This window comes from Stenotrophomonas maltophilia, assembly GCF_003970865.1.
GTDB lineage: Bacteria > Pseudomonadota > Gammaproteobacteria > Xanthomonadales > Xanthomonadaceae > Stenotrophomonas > Stenotrophomonas maltophilia_AR.
In genome coordinates this window covers 13,868-28,014 of record NZ_RXLZ01000026.1, presented here as the reverse complement: position 1 = coordinate 28,014, position 14,147 = coordinate 13,868, and the positions used below count along the sequence as shown (strand labels likewise).

The window sequence follows — 14,147 nt, the reverse complement described above, 5'->3', positions numbered from 1 at the left end:
GCAGAAGTTCAGGGCGCAGACGTCCAGCACGACCGTGCCGGAGCGAGGTCATGTGGAGACGTTGCGGAGTCGGGTGCTGCGGATTGCGGTAGGTGACCGCACGGGTGGGGCCATGCAGGCCCTGCCGTGCCGTAAGCGTCACAAGCTGCCGTCTTTAGGTCAACGACGAAAAGACGAAGCTGTGACCGCCCGCAAGCACTGGAGATGTGTCAGATCACGCAGCGCGTGGGTGAAACGCGCGCGTGCTAGGGTGCGGCAGGGAGCGTCCGGATGTGCAGTGTGCAGCCAGCCGGAACCGGTTGCTTCCTGCGGTTCACTTGTACTGGTTGTGGCAGGAGCCGCAGCGCAGGGACATCTGTTTCTTGGTCATCTGAGTGCCTGGAATCGGCTCGATGCCAGTGGTCAGGAAGGGATCAGCGGCCAGTCCCTTCTCGGCGGAGCCGTCCGGCCAGATGAAGGTGATTGTCTCGCCGCGCTTCACCGAAGCAAGGCCATGCGACAGGCGGTAGGCACCCACCATCTGGAACATGGCGGCCTGCCGGATCCCGAGATCGGAGCCGATGCTGGCATCGACCACATTGGCCAGATCCTTGTAGATGCGATCAGCGGCATTGATCACCTTTCCCATGCCCTTGGCAGCCATAACAGTCGCCGGGACCATCAGCGTTACCAGCAACAACTTCCGTACCACAGATGCGTTCACTTCATCTTCCTTGACATTGCGATGATCGTAGAAGCGCGGGTACGCGCCTCGTCCATTTCTTCGTTGGTGAGTACGCCATTGGCGTAGGTATCCTCGACCGATCCATAGCCACACATGCCGGCTTGCCCGCACATGCGGTTCAGCAGGGCGGAGTCGGTACCGCAGGGCACTCCTTTCTGGCAGCCGGCCAGGATCCAAGCGACTTCATCCACCTGCGTGCCGACCTTGAAAGGCTGCATCTGCCGGGTGCGGCTGGCAGCGGTGTCACCCATCAGGCCAGCGAGTGCGATGTAGGCTTCGCCGTCGTCCTGCATCAGGACCGCGTCGACCAGTGTCCGGTGATCCTCGACTGAGAAGTTCCTGTCGGTCAGGACAAGCGCTCCCGAAAGCACGGTCTTTTCGATCTGGGCCACGAGACTGCCCTGTTCGGCGGCAAGATCGCGGTAGTGACGCTGCCTTTCGATGGCTTCGGGCGCGGTGACGGCGACGCCATCACAGCGCTGCTTCAGCCATCCGCTGCTGCGCGCAAGTGCACTGAGGCGTTCGCGCGGAATCTCCGCGACGCTGAGCAGCGAGGCGTCGATCGAGCCGCTGCATTCGCTGTAGACGCGGCTCAGGATCAGGCTGGCGCTGCCATCGCCGCTGCCGGACAGGTATTCGAGATCCGCAATGAGGGGGCGCAGTCGATCTGTGTGGTTGTAGCGATCAAGTACCGAGTTCCCGGCGGCGTGCAACGGAGCACCCTGCCGGATCGCGGCGGCGGACAGAGGTTCCGATGCCGCATCAGTGATTGATGGAGAAGGCGCGTGAACCCGGTCGGCTTCAGATCCACAGGCGCCCAGGGAAAGCGCGAGCGCGAAGGCGAGGATGGCTGAGGGCGCGGGGCGGGCGCGGCCTGGTATTGACTGGTATCCGTATTGCACGGGTTCCTTTGGCTCCAATGTCCATGAAAGCGCAAGCAGCCGCAGGGTCGCGACTACGCTGGAAAGAGGGGGGGATGAGGCACCTGGGCCAGGAGTAGGCGCGGGTGCAGCGCTGCACATGGCAGGCAGTGAACGATCGGGTTTTCTACATCGGGCAGCACTCTGGAGCGAGTCCGCTGGCGATGGCTGGGACGTTCTTGACGTTGCTGAATGATAGCACGTCGCATTCGCATTGAAGGCGGAGCCCTTGCCCGGCGATGCTGCGTCGCAAGGTGTCACCCACCATTCGCACTGGTACGGTCCAACCCGTTGCACCACCATCGACGGGGAGAGACCACGATGCGCAAGGTATTGCTGCTGTTGATCCTGCTGACCGGGCTGGCGCCCACCGCCTGGGCGGCCACGGTCAAAACCACCCATCGCACCATTCCCAGCTGGGATGGCACGCCTCTCGGGGCCTTCGTCATCGAACCGCAGGACGCGGGCAGCGGACGGTATCCCCTGTTGGTGATGCCCAGCAGCTGGGCCGTGCCCAGCGTGGAATACGTGGGCGTGGCGCAGTCGCTGGCCCGGCGTGGCTACGTGGTCATCAGCTACAGCTCGCGTGGCTTCTGGGAATCCGGCGGCAGCATCGACATCGCCGGGCCGGCCACGGTCGAGGACGTCAGTGCGCTGATTGACTGGGCGCTGGACAACACCCGCGCCGACCCGTCACGAATCGGCGTATCGGGCATCTCCTATGGGGCTGGCACCAGCCTGCTGGCGGCCGCACGCGATCCGCGCATCAAGGCAGTGGCCGCATTGAGCGGCTGGGCCGACCTGCAGGCGTCGCTGTACAGCAACGACACCCCCAGCGCGCAGGGCATCGCGCTGCTGGTGGCAGCCGGGCTGGTCACCGGCCGCCCCGGACCGGAGCTGTCCACCATCAATCGCAATGTGCTGGTCGGCAACTACCAGGGCGCGGTGGACACGCTGTTGCCGGTGGCGGCGCAGCGCAGCCCCGGGTCCAGCATCGACGAGATCAACGCCAACCAGCCAGCGGTGTTCCTGGCCAACGCCTTCAACGACAGCCTGTTCCCGCCAGGCCAGCTGGTTGATTTCTTCAACCGCCTGAAAGGCCCCAAGCAGCTGCAGCTGCGCCATGGCGATCACGCGCTCAACGAAGCCTTTGGCGCATTGGGTATTCCCAACGAGGTCTACGATTCGGTGGGCGACTGGTTCGACCATTACCTCAAGGGCGAAGCCAATGGCATCGACCGGCAGCCTGCGGTGCAGCTGAAGTCGCAGAAGGGCAGCTGGAGCACCTACCCGAACTGGCAGGCGACCAATGCCGGCGCCGTCAGCTATGCGCTGACCGCACCCAAAGGGCTGCTGCTGCCCACGGGCGGCCTGGCCGCGAGCGGCAGCAGCACCGGCTGGAGCTACCGCATCGGCAGTGGCCTGCTGACCGCTGCCAATTCCGGCGTGGCGATGGCCTCCGGTGCACTGCAGATGATCAATCTGCCGCCGGGTGCCTATGTGCCGTTCGTGGGCCGCAACGCCGCAGGTGTCTGGCAGGGGCCGATCCAATGGAGTGCGCAGCGCCTGGACGGCACGCCGGAAGTGCGCTTGACCGTCACGCCCAGCCGCGCCAACACCACGCTCTATGCCTATCTGTATGCCGAGGACGTGCTGGGCAACGGCCAGCTGATCAGCCACAAGCCCTATACGCTGCGTGGTGTCACCCCGGGGCAGGCGAAGACCATCGACCTGCGGCTGGAAGCCAGCAGCTGGAACATTCCGGCCGGCAGCCGCCTGACCCTGGTGGTTGATACGGTGGATCTGCGCTATGCGGGCATCAGCCAGTTGGGTGGCACGGTGACCTTCAGTTCACCGGTGAACGCGCCGTCGGTACTGAAGCTGCCGCTGCATTGATGGAAGGCCGCGCCCGTTGCGGCGGGCGCGGTACGCCAGGCTGGAAAACTGCGAGACTGGCGTTTGTTCCGGCAACGGGATCAATCCATGGTCATTGCATGGCTGCTGCTCGGTGCGGTGCTTGCGGCGCCCACCGCGCAAGGTGCGCCGATCGACTGGTCGGACACGCTGTTGAAGGATCTGGACGCTGCCGACGCCGCCATGCGCGGCAGCCACCCGGGCGCCGTGGATCTGCGGAATCCCGGTTTCGTTCCGCAGCTGGAGGCTGCCTCGGCGCTTGCCCGCGCGCGCGCGGTCAACGTCGACAGCTTCGCAGGCTACTGGTGGGCCATGAAGGGTTACGCGGCCTCCTTCAATGACGGCCACGTCAGCCTCAACGCACTTGCCGATGTTCCCGATCTTCCAACGCAGTGGCCGGGGTTCCTGACCGGTTTCGACGGCGATGCGCAGGTGGTCATGACCGTGGACGGTGGTCCGGGCCATCCGCCGCTGGGGGCTCGATTGCTGTCCTGTGACGGCATCGATGCGCAGACGCTGGCCGCGCGCCGGGTGGGTGACTTCAGCGGGCGCTGGAACCTGCAGGCCAGCCGCATCCAGGGTGGCGGTGAAGTGCTGCTGGAGCAGGGCAATCCGTTCGTGCCCACGCTGCGCAGCTGCGCTTTTCATGTGAATGGTCGAGAGCAGCGCCATGCGCTGCGCTGGACGCCACTCGATCCGGCAGCCCGGAAGGAGCGCCTGACCGATACCCGGCGCAGCTTCCGCCCGGTCAATGGCTGGCACACGATGCCAGGCGGTGGCTACTGGATCACCACCAGCAGCTTCAACGCCGATCCCACTGCGGCCAATTTCCAGGAGCTGCCCCGGATGCTGCAGCAACTCACACCGGTGGCTGATGCGTTGCGGCAGGCGCCCCTGATCGTGCTCGATGTGCGCGGCAACAGCGGTGGTGCGTCGCACTGGAGCATCGAGCTGGCGCGGTTGATCTGGGGGCGCGACGCCGTGGATGCAGTGCGTGACGACAGCTGGGTGGAGTGGCGGGCGTCCGAGCCCAACATCGCACAGCTTCGTGGTTTTCTGGAGAAACTGAAGCAGGCACCTGACGCATCACCCGCGCTGCTTCACATGCTGGAGTCCGTGACCGAAGGGATGGCGCAGGCAAGGGAGCAAGGTCAGCCATTGTGGCGGGAACCGGCCAATGATCCGGCCGCCGCGGCATCGCAGGTAGAACAGGTTGGGCCCGGACACACGGGCAGGGTGGTGGTCGTGGCCGATGCCTCCTGCGGCTCGGCCTGCCTCGATGCGCTGGATCTGTGGAAACGGCTGGGCGCAATGCAGGTCGGCGTCGAAACTTCAGCCGACAGCCTCTACATGGATGTCAGGCCGGAGCGGCTGCCGAGCGGCCTGGCCAGGATCTCCGTACCGATGAAGGTTTTCCGAGGCCGGGTGCGCAGTTCCAATGAACCGCATGTTCCGGATCGCCGCTATGACGGCGACATGCGGGACACCGCCGCACTTGAAGCGTGGATCTCCGGACGATGATCCGGTCCCGGTGGCCTGCCGGTGGCGCTGCACCGGTGCATTAAACCTTTTCACCGGCAGCGGCATCCAATCCGCAATGGGCACGGCACCTGCTGCGGCTCTACTGACGGAAGGAGCCCTGGGATGTACGAACTGCCTCGTACTGCGCTGCAATGCGCGATGCTGATCATGCTGGTGCCTCTCGCAGCAGGTGCTGCGGTCACCGACATTCCCTTCGAGCAGGGCAAGGATCACCGGATCTATGTCGAGGGTACGATCAATGGCTCGCGACCACTGCGCTTTCTCGTCGATACCGGCGCGTCGGCCATGGCGGTTGCCAGGCACATCCAGCAGGACGCGAAGCTGGTCATTGATGACCAGAGCGAGAACACGGGTTCCGATGGCGTGACGCTTCTCGACTACAGCACGCACAACGCGGTCCGGATCGGCAGCATGCAGCGACCGATGGGAGCGGTGGTGATCGACTACAAGGGACGCCCCTTCGATGCGGTGCTGGGCTGGACCTTCTTCCAGGGCAAGGTCCTGGAAATCGACTACGACCGCAGCCTGCTGCGCGTGCACGACGATGTTCCCGACCTTGCCGGGTATGTCCGGGCCAACGTGCGCTGGATCGACAATATCCCGGCCATCCAGGTCACGCTCGGCAACGGCAGCAGCACCTTCGCGCCCTGGCTTGCCCTGGACACGGGCAGCAACGGCAACATCGACCTGTCCTACGCGTTCGGCACCGCCCACCGCCTGCAGGAGGCGTTCCCGGAACGACTCGGCACGTCACAGTTCAGCGGCAGCGCGGGCCGGAAGATCCGCGCGGTGGACGTCCGTGTGCCCCTGGCCAGCATTTCGACCCTGCAACTGAAAGGGCCGAAAGCCTCGATCACTGTCGATGACGAAGGCTCCACGGACGACGGGACGCTTGGCAGCGAAGTCCTGCAGCAGTTCAATATCCTGCTGGATGCCCGTTCCGGCAGCATCTACCTGCGCCCCAATCGTCGCTTCGTCAGCGCGCCGGCAGAGTGACCACGCGCGTTCAACGTTCAGCGCCGGACATCCGCGCCTGCATTGCCCAGCAGGGCCAGCACCTGCGCCTCAGCTACCGGGCTGAAGTCGCCGGGAATGGCGTGCTTCAACGCGCCCGCGGCCAGTCCGAAGCGCACGGTGCTTTCTACGTCGAGCCCGGACAGCAATCCGTGCAGGATGCCGGCGGCAAAGGCATCGCCACCCCCGATGCGATCAACGATACCGGGTAGGGGGCGTGGTGGTGCCTGCGTCCGCGTGCCGTCGCGCCCCAGCAGCAGCGCGCCCAGGATGTGATGGTCTGCACTCACTACGTGGCGCTGGGTGCAGGCCAGCCACTGCAGGTGCGGGAAGGCGGCAAAGGCAGCGGCCGCAGCGGCTTCGGTTCGGGCGACCGCGTCGTCCTGCGGAAAGTGCAGCCCCAGCACCAGTTCGATGTCCCGATGATCGGCAAAGATAATGTCGGCCTCGGCGAAGACCTCGCGCAGGATCGCCGCTGCGTCGCCATCCCAGCGCTGCCACAGTGAGGGACGATAGTTGCCGTCGAAGGACACCTGCACACCGGCCGCGCGAGCCCCACGCACGGCCCCCAGCACCGACTCGGCCACGTTGGCGCCCAGCGCCGGGCTGACGCCCGATACATGCAGCAGGTGCGCGCCGGACAACAGGGCGGGCCACGCATGGTCACTGGCATTGCTGTTTGCGAATGCAGACCCCGCCCGGTCATACACCACTTCACTGGCGCGCTGCACCGCACCGGTCGCCAGGAAGTACAGGCCCATGCGGTCACCCTCCACTTCACGCACGCCGGCCACGCCCACGCCATGCCGCCGCAGCTCGGCCACGGCATGCCGGCCCAGCGCGTTGCCGGTTACCGTGCTGACCATCTGCACATCATGGCCCAGGCAGGCCAACGAGACCGCAACATTGGCCTCGGCGCCCCCCACGTGGACCTGCAGCTGCGGCGTCTGCAGCAGCAGTTCACGACCGGGTGCGCCCAGGCGCAGCAGCAACTCACCGAAACAGACGACGCGGCTCATCGGTTCTCTCTCACTCGGGGGCGGTGCAGCCCAGCATGCGCAGATCGATGGCATCGGCCATGCGCCGGTAGCCTTCGTCGTTGGGATGCAGATGGTCGCGGGTGATGTCGTTGGGCAACGATTCGGCTGCCTTCGGGTCACGCAGCGCGGCATCAAAATCGATGATGCCATCGAAGCCGCTGTTGCCGCCGCGTGCCCACTGGTTGATCGTGGTGCGGGTGGCTGCGGACACGGGCTCGTAGCGCTCGGAACCGCCGAATGGGGTCAACGTACCCAGCCAGGCGCGTATGCCGTGTGCATGCAGCCGCGCCGCAACCTGCTGATAGCCCAGCAGCATGTCCGCGGCATTGCGGCCAGGCAGCGGTTGCGCGCCACCGCCGTGGCGGATGTCATTGATGCCCTCGAACAGGATGACCTGATCGGCGTCGGCCACCGCGATCACATCGCGATCCAATCGTGACAGCGCGCTGTGGCTACGGCCATGGTCAAGCAGCTTGTTGCCGCTGATGCCCTGGTTGAGCACCACGAACCGGTTCGGGCAGGTCTGCTGCAGGCGCTGCGCCAACCGCTCCGGCCACTGGTTGAAGGTGCCGCGACGTGCGGTGGCGCCTTCCGTGATGGAATCGCCCAGCGCCACGATCACCTGAGGGCGATCTGCGCGCTGCACCATCACTGCCGAGAACACGTTCTGCTGGTAGCTCAGCCGCACGCTGTCGGCGACGGTTGTCTGCCTGCCATCCGCCACCCGCAGCTCGGTGCGGCGCACGGCGGGGCGGGCGGGCTGCGGGAAATAGGCACTCACGCTGATCTCCTGCAGCGCCGCCACCGGCATCCGCACCGGGTCGCTCAGCAGCGCGGCACCCACCGGCACCTCGATGACCGCGCGGCCATCCACCGTTACCGGCAGCGGTGCGGTCTTGCCGTTCTTCACTCCCACGCGAAGGTCCTCGACCCGCAAGGGCGCCGTGCCGAGCTCGTTGCTGATGCGCAGCCGCAGCGCATCGCCACGGCTGCCGATACGCATGTCCTGGCGCACGGTCTGTGCGGCGAACTGTACGGGCGCATCGGACGTTCCGTCCTTGCGGTCGGGCGCAGGCGCGGCCGTCCAGGCGGTGACCCACACGGGTGCGGCCCACACAGCGGGCGCCGTCATGGCGGAGCAGAGCGTCAATGAAAACAGAAGTGTCCAGCGCTGCATGGGCAGGAGTCCGGTCAGGTGTCAGGAGAAGTAGGTGCCGCCGTTGACGTCCAGATTCACGCCGGTGATGAACGCCGCCGCATCCGAGGCCAGGAACACCGCAGCGTCGGCGGCTTCGTCCGGCGCGCCCTGGCGGCGCAGCGGGGTGGCGCCGGCAACAGCCGTGCGCACTTCCGGCTTGGTGAACTCGTCGTGGAAGCGGGTGGCGATCATGCCGCAGCACAGTGCGTTCACCCGGATACCTTTCGGCCCCAGCTCCTTGGCCATGGCACGGGTGAAGGTCATCACCGCCGCCTTGGCGGTGGCGTAGATCGATGCGCCCGGACCGCCACCATCACGACCTGCCTGCGAGGCGAAATTGACGATGGCCGCGCCTTCGCGCATGTGCGGCACCACCGCGTGCGTGGTCAGGTAGGTCGAGGTCAGATTCAGGTCCATCACGGTGTGGAAGAACGCCGGGTCGATGTCGGCCAGCGGCCGGCGCTGCACCATGCCACCGGCCACGTTCACCAGCAGGTCGATGCGCTTGCCGAACGCGGCCTGTGCCGCAGCGACCAGGCCGGCGACGGCCATGGCATCGGTGACGTCGGCGCGATGCACGATGGCCTGGCCACCGCCAGCCTGGATCTGTGCCAGCGTTTCCTGGGCGCTGGTTTCATCATTGGCGTAGTTGATGCAGACGCGTGCACCGGCGGCAGCCAGCTTGATCGAAACGGCGCGGCCGATATCGCGGCCACCGCCGGTGACAATGGCCACCTTGTCCTGGAACGACATGCGGGAAACTCCTTGGTTTGCGGGGGAATGTAAAGAGAGATGCCGGCTCAACCGCCGCGGCGGTCGAGCTTCCGGATAGGTCCGGTCCACCACCACAGCGCAGCCAGCGACAGCGGCACCAGCGCGGCAACGAGGATGAAGATCGGGGCATAGGAGTGGCGGGTCAGCACCGGCACCAGCCAGGTGGTGATCAAGGTGCCGGCAACCGCCGCCAGGCCGCCCAGGCCCGCCAGCGTGCCCACCGAGCGGCCGTCGAACAGATCGCCGGGGAGGGTCTGGATGTTGCCGATGGCCACCTGGAAGCCGAACAGCACCGCAGCGATCGCCAGCACCGCCAGCAGCGGCTGGTTGGCCAGCACGGCACCCAGCAGGGCAGGGGCCATGATCACGCAGCCCAGTGTGATGGCCAGCTTGCGGGCGCGATCCACGCTGTGCCCGGCGCGGATCATCCGGCCGGACAGCCAGCCGCCGCTGAGGCTGCCCAGCATCGCGCCGACAAACGGCACCCAGGCGAACAGGCCGATCTGCTTGATGTCGAAGCCGAAGGTTTCAGCCAGATAGATCGGCAGCCAGGACACGAACAGCCACCAGATCGGGTCCAGCAGGAAGCGGCAGGCGAGCATGCCCCAGCTCTGCCGGTGGGCCAGCAGCTCACGAACGCTGGCCTTCGGCGCCACCACCGCCTGTTGCCCGGCCTGGTCTTCCTGGATCAGCCGGCGCTCGGCATCGCTCACCCACGGGTGCTTGTCCGGCCCGGCGCGGTAGACAAACAGCCACGGCAGCAGCCACAGGAAACCGATGGCACCGACCAGCACGAAGGTGCCGCGCCAGCCCAGCCACAGGTACAGGCCAGCGATGGCCGGTGCGGAAACGATCGCGCCGATCGAGGCGCCTGCGTTGAACACGCCCTGCGCCAACGCGCGCTCGCGCGCCGGGAACCACTCGGCATTGGCCTTGACCGCGCCGGGCCACGCACCCGCTTCGCTGATGCCGAGCATCGCCCGCACCAGGCTGAAGGACAACATCGAATGGGTGATCGAGTGCAGGGCGATGGAGATCGACCACACGCTGATCGACAGGGCGAAGCCCAGGCGCGTGCCGATCATGTCGAACAGGCGCCCGAACAGGAACTGGCCGGCGGCGTAGAACAGCATGAACACCGTTACCAGCAGGGCGTAGTCATCCTTGGTCGCGCCCACTTCCTTGGCGATTTCCGGCCACATCACCGCCAGTGCGTTGCGGTCGATGTAGTTGATGACCGTGGCCACGGCAATCAGGCCCACGATCAGCCAGCGCACTGCTGAACGCACCGGCACCTTGCGCAGGTTGGCCACCACCGCAGGGCCGTTCATTTGCCGTCACCATTGCTACGGTCGATGCGCGCATGGCTGCCGTTCCAGCGGTAAGTGTGGCCTTCGACGGACACGCTGTGCTCGCCCTTGGCGCTGCTGTCGTCGGCCACGCCCAGGGCGATGCGCGCGCCACTGGCCAGGCGCAGCTCGATCACCTCGGCATCGCTGCCCCGGCTGCGCACGATGTCCCTGATGCGGCTGTCTGCGCCGTGCACATACTCGGCGGTGCCGTTGTACTCGCCATGCGGCTCCAGCACGCTGAAGAAGGTCACGTCCTTCTGGCCTTCCACGCGCTGCAGCAGGGCGGGCTCGCGGCGCAGGTTGAATTCCGGATCGTTCGCGCCGCTTTCCACCAGCAGCGCCTGTGACGGCGCACTGCTGCCGAAGCGGTAGGTGTAGAAGCGTCCATCCAGCAGCCAGGCCAGCGAACGCGGCTCGCTGCCGGGTTTGCTGCGTGCATCCAGCCACAGGTGCTGGTAGCCGTTGTCCTTGCCCAGCACCGGGCGCTGGGCGGGGAAGTGTTCGGCCTCGAAGCCGGTGGTGACGATGTGGCCGTTGAAGTGCAGCGGCAGGTCGTAGCGCGCGGCCTTGTCGCCGTGCACCTGCAGCAGGTCCAGCACCACCGGCAGGCCCATCTCGGGGTGGCGCAGCAGCGCCTGGGTACGGGTGAACACCACGCCGGGATAGGCATCGCGCATCGTTGCCGAGGCGATCTGGGTATCGGCATCGGCCTGGAAGAAGCGCACCTGCGGGGCATGCTCCTGGCCGCGCTTCCAGTCGCCCTTGAAGTGGCTCTGCTCGTCCACCACCAGGGTGTTGTGGGCCACGGTCTGCTTGGCCCAGCTGCGGTTCTCGGTCAGGTAGATGCCACCGCGCTTGGCTTCCACGTTGAGGAAGCGTGCTGCACCGTAATCGGTCACTACCGGATTGCCGTTGTCGTAGAACAGCCAGTTGAGCTTGTCGAAGTGGCCATGGCCCATGCCCTGCATCGTGTCCTTCTGTACCAGTGCCTGGCCGCGTTCGCCGTTCATGCGCAGGATCGCCAGGCCGCCGCGTTCGCCGTCGGGGCCATCGCGCAGCAGCACCGGTCGATAATCGAAGGGCCTGGCCTTGCCCGCGGCCAGCGCCTGCGCCAACTGCAGGCCTTCGGGTGACAACAGCAGGCGTTTCTGCTGCTGGGCCACCGACAACAGACGGTCATCACCGGTGCGCGCATAGGCGATGCCGATGCCGGCCACCAGCTCTTCGGTGTCGATGCCCTTGTCCAGGATCGCATCGTTGATCGGGAAGAACAGGCCGTCGTAGCTGGTCTGCACGAGCACATCCACGGCCTTCAACAGCACGCCGTCACGGCGCGCGAAGATCTTCCGCTGCGGCTCGTTGCGCTCGATGGCGTTGGCGAACAGCAGGAACGGCGCCAACGCATAGCGCTGGTAGTAGGGGCCTTCCTCGTAGTAGCCATCGGGCGAGAACAGCAGGTCGATCTGCCGCAGGAAGCCGAACCGGTCATCTTTCTGGCTGCCGCGCAGGGACTTCTCCACCAGTTCCTTGTCGCGCAGCACGTAGCCGGTCATGCCGGTGGCGGCCACCGCCCAGGTGGCATGGTTGTGGATCTGGTCGTAGTTCTTCGGTTCGCTGACGAGGAACTCGGCCATCGGCCGGAACACCTTCGATTCGATGGTGTCGCGGTCCTCGGCGGACAGCGAGTCACGGATCGCGTCGTAGCCCTGGATGGCGTTGACCAGCCACACCGAATCGTTGAGCACCTGCCAGAACACGCGGCCGGGAATCTGGCCGCGGCCTTCCGGGTGCGGGCCCAGCGTGGGGTAAAGCTTGGCGTACTGCAGCAGCATGTCGCGCGCGTAGTCCACGTAGGCCCGGTCGCCGGTCAGCCGGTACAGCGTGCCCGCCGCCAACAGTGCCTGGTAGTTGCGCTTGTGCTGTTCATGGGTGCGCCCGCCGCCCTTGTCCTTGGGCACCGGCACGTCGATGCCGGCCTTCATCATCTTCTTCAGTGTTGCCTCGGTGCGCGCCTGCTCCTTGGAGAACCACGGGTAGCGGCGGCCTTCGCTGGCCATCTGCTGCCACTGCGCAGCGGTGACCAGCACCGGCGCGGTGTCGGCCTGCCGCGCGGCGGCTGCGGGCGCTGCGGACAGCGACGCGGTCGGCAGCAGGGCGAAGGGGGCGGCCAGGGCCAGGGAAACGAACAGCGGCTGCAACCTCATCGATCAACTCCATTGCCGGTGCGTGACGGGGCAACTTCGCCCACCTTGGGATACCAGGCGACGCCGGTCGCCTCGCGCGCGGTCATCGCCAGAGCAGGATCGGCGCCCACGGCGGGCAGGGCAGGCGTGGCCACCCACAATCCGCTGGCAGCCTGCTGCAGGCTGACGCCACGGCCTTCTACGCCACCCGGGAACACGGTGCTGGCTGACGGCGACTGCACGTTGCCGCTGAAGTCGATGCCGGCCAGCGAACTGGCGGCAGTTGGCGGGTTCCTGCTGCTGCGGTTGACGATCAGGTTGCCGGTGAAGCGGCTGCTGCTGGCGGCGACCACGATGCCTTTGGCTTCATCGTGGCCGACGCCGAAACTGATCTTCGCTACGTCCACGAAGGTATTACGGCTGATCGTGGCATTCACCACCGGCGCATAGCCGGACAGCGGCGGACTGGCCTGCGCATCCATCACCGCCAACGCCGAACGGTTGCTGGACCCGGCCAGCCGCTCGAAGTAGTTGTTGCTGACGGTCTGGTCGGCGTTGATGATGCGTACGCCGCCGGTGCCGGCCTTGTCATCGCCGAGGAAGACGTTGTCGATCACACGGTTCCCGTTGCCATGGCGCAGCGTGAGTGCGCCGGCAGAGCGGTAGAACACGTTGCCACGGTAGGTGTTGCCACCGGACTTGTTGCTGATGATCTCGGTCTCGCCGTCGCAGCCTTCGAACCAGTTGTCCTCCACCGTGCTGTTGGAATCGCTCAGTGAGCTATCGCTGGTGCCGACGCGGATCGTTTCGCCCCCGTTGACGCCCAGCGCCGGGCGCGGCCCGAACCAGTTGTGGTCGATACGGTGCTGGTTGTCCAGGCCCTGGGTGGCATCGCGCACCACCACCACGGTCGGCCCGGCGTTGGTCTTGCCGCGCAACTGGCTGTGATCCAACCGGTTGTTGCTGCCATACAGCGATACCCAGTAGTCCTGGTCGCTGGCATCGGGGTTGGTGTAATCATCGATCACCAGGCCGGTGACTCGACTGTTGCTGGCGACGGCCTTGCTCGACTCGCGGAACGCCACCACCGCATCACCCGGCGCATAGCCGTTGCGGAACACCAGGTTGGACACCTGCAGGTAGCTCCCCGCCAGGCGCAGGTCTGAGCGCCCGCTGAGGACAACTTTGCCGGCGGTCTGCGCGCGCAGCACGATCGGCGCGTCTGCCGTGCCCTGGCCCTTCAGCAGCAGCCGGGCGTCGGTCCAGGTGCCGTCAGCCAACACGATCTCATCGCCGGGCTGCAGCGCCGAGGCAGCGGTAGTGAACTCCGCGACATCGTGGACGAGCCAGCTGGCTGCACTTGCCGCTGAAGTGGTCAGGCACATGACCAGACCAGTGGTCAGGCAAAATAGTGATGCGTTGTTGGACGGGTGACGCGCCAGCGAGTGAATGCGCATGAAATCCTTCCAGGGACGGCCGGGCCGTC

Annotated in this window: 11 protein-coding genes; 3 read left to right on the top strand and 8 right to left on the bottom strand. The window is 66.2% G+C overall.

The features are described 5' to 3' along the window. Positions 1-313: 313 nt before the first annotated feature. Both EKL94_RS10485 and EKL94_RS10480 read right to left on the bottom strand, forming a co-directional pair. Positions 314-703 (bottom strand): hypothetical protein, encoded by a 390-nt coding sequence (locus EKL94_RS10485; RefSeq protein ID WP_126929046.1) that lies wholly within the window; start codon positions 701-703, stop codon positions 314-316. Continuing rightward, positions 700-1,626: a hypothetical protein gene (locus EKL94_RS10480; RefSeq protein ID WP_126929045.1), complete on the bottom strand. Its 927-nt coding sequence runs from the start codon at positions 1,624-1,626 to the stop codon at positions 700-702. The genes EKL94_RS10485 and EKL94_RS10480 overlap by 4 nt, the downstream gene beginning before the upstream one ends. Before the next feature lie 339 nt (positions 1,627-1,965). Between EKL94_RS10480 and EKL94_RS10475 the strand changes: the two genes are divergently transcribed. The 3 genes from EKL94_RS10475 (at position 1,966) to EKL94_RS10465 (ending at position 6,096) form a co-directional block, all read left to right on the top strand. Further along, positions 1,966-3,540, top strand: a complete 1,575-nt coding sequence (locus tag EKL94_RS10475) for a S15 peptidase family protein (RefSeq protein WP_126929044.1) — start codon at positions 1,966-1,968, stop codon at positions 3,538-3,540. Positions 3,541-3,627: 87 nt separating this feature from the next. Continuing rightward, entirely contained in the window at positions 3,628-5,079 is a 1,452-nt protein-coding gene (locus EKL94_RS10470) for a S41 family peptidase (RefSeq protein WP_126929043.1), read from the top strand. 159 nt (positions 5,080-5,238) lie between these two features. Then, positions 5,239-6,096 carry a retropepsin-like aspartic protease gene (locus tag EKL94_RS10465; RefSeq protein ID WP_185830018.1) on the top strand — a complete coding sequence of 286 codons (858 nt, stop codon included), beginning with the start codon at positions 5,239-5,241 and terminating at the stop codon, positions 6,094-6,096. Positions 6,097-6,113: 17 nt separating this feature from the next. On the opposite strand, the gene EKL94_RS10460 is transcribed toward EKL94_RS10465, so the two are convergent. The 6 genes from EKL94_RS10460 to EKL94_RS10435 are packed head-to-tail and all read right to left on the bottom strand — an operon-like array spanning position 6,114 to position 14,118. Further along, complete coding sequence (locus tag EKL94_RS10460) at positions 6,114-7,133, bottom strand: sugar kinase (protein WP_126929041.1); 1,020 nt, start codon at positions 7,131-7,133, stop codon at positions 6,114-6,116. Positions 7,134-7,143: 10 nt separating this feature from the next. Beyond that, positions 7,144-8,331, bottom strand: coding sequence for a GDSL-type esterase/lipase family protein (locus EKL94_RS10455; protein WP_126929040.1), 1,188 nt, complete (start codon positions 8,329-8,331; stop codon positions 7,144-7,146). A 21-nt stretch (positions 8,332-8,352) separates the two neighbouring features. Continuing rightward, a complete protein-coding gene (locus EKL94_RS10450) occupies positions 8,353-9,105 on the bottom strand; it encodes an SDR family NAD(P)-dependent oxidoreductase (protein WP_126929039.1) in 753 nt (250 codons plus the stop codon). A 47-nt stretch (positions 9,106-9,152) separates the two neighbouring features. Continuing rightward, positions 9,153-10,457 (bottom strand): MFS transporter, encoded by a 1,305-nt coding sequence (locus EKL94_RS10445; RefSeq protein ID WP_126929038.1) that lies wholly within the window; start codon positions 10,455-10,457, stop codon positions 9,153-9,155. Beyond that, a complete protein-coding gene (locus EKL94_RS10440) occupies positions 10,454-12,682 on the bottom strand; it encodes an oligoalginate lyase (protein ID WP_126929037.1) in 2,229 nt (742 codons plus the stop codon). The genes EKL94_RS10445 and EKL94_RS10440 overlap by 4 nt, the downstream gene beginning before the upstream one ends. Beyond that, entirely contained in the window at positions 12,679-14,118 is a 1,440-nt protein-coding gene (locus EKL94_RS10435) for a polysaccharide lyase 6 family protein (RefSeq protein WP_126929036.1), read from the bottom strand. The genes EKL94_RS10440 and EKL94_RS10435 overlap by 4 nt, the downstream gene beginning before the upstream one ends. Positions 14,119-14,147: the final 29 nt, after the last annotated feature.

Bases quoted from the DNA above. Each gene is read 5' to 3' on its own strand.
- EKL94_RS10475 (WP_126929044.1), top strand. From the start codon at position 1,966: ATGCGCAAGGTATTGCTGCTGTTGATCCTGCTGACCGGGCTGGCGCCC.
- EKL94_RS10470 (WP_126929043.1), top strand. From the start codon at position 3,628: ATGGTCATTGCATGGCTGCTGCTCGGTGCGGTGCTTGCGGCGCCCACC.
- EKL94_RS10465 (WP_185830018.1), top strand. From the start codon at position 5,239: ATGCTGATCATGCTGGTGCCTCTCGCAGCAGGTGCTGCGGTCACCGAC.
- EKL94_RS10460 (WP_126929041.1), bottom strand. From the start codon at position 7,133: ATGAGCCGCGTCGTCTGTTTCGGTGAGTTGCTGCTGCGCCTGGGCGCA.
- EKL94_RS10455 (WP_126929040.1), bottom strand. From the start codon at position 8,331: ATGCAGCGCTGGACACTTCTGTTTTCATTGACGCTCTGCTCCGCCATG.
- EKL94_RS10450 (WP_126929039.1), bottom strand. From the start codon at position 9,105: ATGTCGTTCCAGGACAAGGTGGCCATTGTCACCGGCGGTGGCCGCGAT.
- EKL94_RS10445 (WP_126929038.1), bottom strand. From the start codon at position 10,457: ATGAACGGCCCTGCGGTGGTGGCCAACCTGCGCAAGGTGCCGGTGCGT.
- EKL94_RS10440 (WP_126929037.1), bottom strand. From the start codon at position 12,682: ATGAGGTTGCAGCCGCTGTTCGTTTCCCTGGCCCTGGCCGCCCCCTTC.
- EKL94_RS10435 (WP_126929036.1), bottom strand. From the start codon at position 14,118: ATGCGCATTCACTCGCTGGCGCGTCACCCGTCCAACAACGCATCACTA.